Genomic DNA, 2,830 nt, shown 5'->3' on the forward strand with positions numbered 1-2,830 from the left:
TTAAATTTATGAAAACTTCTATAAAGCATCTCTAAAATTTTACTTTCCATAAAAATTTCGCGTATTTTGCCGTCGTATATCGCGGCATTTTCGAGCTCTTTGAGAATAATATTTTGCACGGCGCTTGTTTTAAATTTCTTCATGCAAACAGCTTGATCTAAATTCAAATTTTTTAAAATTCCCAGCTCATTTGCAAAAGCGGTGCTAAGCGCTATGCAGGAGCTTTTATAGTGTTTATTTTCAAGCTCGTGAACGCCACGCAATTTGCTTTGCATAGTTCCGAGCCAAAACTCACCTTTATTCAAAACGAATTGATCTTTATCCGATCTGAAGCAGATAGGATTTTCGCCCGTATTGAAAAATAAAAATGAATAGCGGCTACCTCGCTCGTGGCGATGCAAAAGAAAATCTCTGCAAATTATATCGCTGCTATAATATCCTATCTCTCCGCCCGTATAAAAAGAGCTAAAGCCAAATTTTATACTTTCGCTTTCAAGCTCGGTTTTGCTATACCTGCATTGCTTGGACGGCTCAATGTCGTTAGATATTTTTTGTAAAAAATCATCTAAACTTATCTCTTTACTCATCTTATCCCTTTAGCGTTTAAAATAATCCCTCTGCCGTTTAGCATTTCTTGATAATGCATATCTTATTATAGTAAAATGAGTTTAAATTTTAATAAGAAAAGGGGCGTTTGTGCGCGTAATATATAAATTATCGCTGATCGCTGCTATAGCGACAGCCGGGATATCGAGTGAGATAGAAAAACAAGGCAAAAGCGTAAATTTGGGTGAAATTACCGTAGTTAGTGCTACGGGCTATCGGCAAAATATTCAAGACGCACCCGCTTCTATCTCCGTTCTTACGCAAAAAGAGATACAAAAGCGCAACTACCAAGATATCTCTGCAATGGTAGAGGATTTGCCGAGTGCCTTTACCGCAACGCTAGGTGCTGCATCTAGAAAAGGCATAAGCCTAAGAGGTCTGTCTCAAAAGTATACAAAAATTTTAATCGACGGCAAGCCTGCAACCAGCGATAGTGCTTATAAAGGATTAAGGAGTATCGGCAGCAGCCAGAATTTCTTGCCTCCCGCAAATGCGATAGAGCGCATAGAGGTCATCCGCGGGCCTATGAGCTCGCTTTACGGCAGCGACGCTATGGGCGGAGTAATAAATATCATCACCAAGGGCTTTTCAAATGAGCTTAGCGGCAATGTAAACGGATACTATACTTTCGCTAAAAAATCGCAAATAAAAGGTGATTATCAAACGGGTTTTTATCTAAACGGAGCTATCGTCCCGGACGTACTAGGTATCGCACTTTACGGCAGATTTTTTGAAAAGATAGAGGACAAAGAGCCTTATGCGAATAGAAATAATGAAGAGACGAATATGGGCGCAAAACTGATGTATAACGTAACGCAAAACGATGAGGTAGCGCTTGATTATCGTAAAGTAAATAATAAATTTAGGCGTACATACGGGCGTACGCGAACAACCTCTGGAGGCAATAACGATATTGCGAAAGAGGATATGAAAGGCTACACCGCAAGCCTGTCTCATCAGGGAAAATACGATAAGTTTATGATAGATAGCTATGCAAATTACGATAGCATGAAAGAAAGCGGCGCCCAGGATCTGCATCTTAGAACGACTACGCTAAATTCTAAAGGCTCATATTTTTTCGATTCAAATGCTTTGAGTTTGGGCGTGCAATACCGAAGCGAGAGATTAAACGAAGCCGCTACTACCGCAGATGAGGCAAATGTCAAAAGATGGGATTATTCGATCTACGGCGAGGATGATTTTTATCTAACTGACGATTTAACGCTAACCGGCGGAATCAGATATAACCGCGATAAAGACTACGGCGGCCATATATCTCCGCGCGCTTATGCCGTTTATCGTTTAAACGAAAGCTTTTCTATTAAAGGCGGCGTTTCGACGGGATATTCAACTCCGGATATTAAGCAGCGTAGCGAGGGCCTTGCCCTGCCATTTGCAGGAGGCCAGGGAGCGCAGATAGGCAGAAGCTCTCTAAAGCCTGAAAGTAGCATAAGTTACGAAGGCGGATTTTCTTACGACGATAACGATAAATTTAACTTTAGCGCTACCGCGTTTTATACCAAAATCAAAGATGGAATTTCTACCAAATTGATTTGCCGTCCAAGACCGGGAAATCCTTGCGTGCATAACGGCAAAACTTACAGGCGCGGTATTTGGGACACTATAAATGTCGGAGAAGCCGAGGTTAGGGGTCTAGAGCTAAGTAGCGATTATCAAATTTTAGATAATTTGAAGCTGCATGCAAACTACGCCTATACGAAATCCGAGCAAAAAACGGGTAGCGAGAAGGGCAAAACCTTAAATAATTTTCCAATCCATTCGGTAAAGCTAGGATTTGATTACGACGTAAGCTCCAAGCTAAACTTATGGTCGCAAATAAATTATTATAGTAGGACGCGCGATAGCCTAAGCTACGATGAGGATATCCGCTCATACACGCTTTTTGATCTGGGCGCGAGCTATAAAGTCACAAAAGACGCAAGTTTAAATTTTACGCTTTATAACATATTCAACGAATTCGTACTAACGCGCTCGGGAAATTATCAAATGATGGTCGTAGACGGGATGAAGGCGCAGGTTGGATTTAACGTGAACTTTTAAATTCGCGGCGCATAAAATTTCGTCTGCGGATTTAAAATTTAAGGAAATTAATGGCGATTCTAAAATGGAAAAAATTTTGGTTCAACGTCCATCTTGTTTTGACGCTTATATGCTGCGTGCCGATCTTAATCGTAGCCCTTAGCGGCGCTATTATCTCGTATCA

Annotated in this window: 1 protein-coding gene and 1 pseudogene; one reads left to right on the plus strand and one right to left on the minus strand. The window is 41.0% G+C overall.

Translation table 11 applies throughout. From position 1 onward, the window contains the following. Positions 1–587: pseudogene (locus tag Q0257_RS08890) on the minus strand (AraC family transcriptional regulator); the annotation flags it as partial. Between the two features lie 109 nt (positions 588–696). Here Q0257_RS08890 and Q0257_RS08895 point away from each other — a divergent pair. Further along, on the plus strand, positions 697–2,667 hold the full coding sequence (locus tag Q0257_RS08895; RefSeq protein WP_298024206.1) for a TonB-dependent receptor: 1,971 nt from the start codon (positions 697–699) through the stop codon (positions 2,665–2,667). Positions 2,668–2,830: the final 163 nt, after the last annotated feature.

Source organism: uncultured Campylobacter sp., from assembly GCF_938018035.1.
Classification (GTDB): Bacteria; Campylobacterota; Campylobacteria; order Campylobacterales; family Campylobacteraceae; genus Campylobacter_B.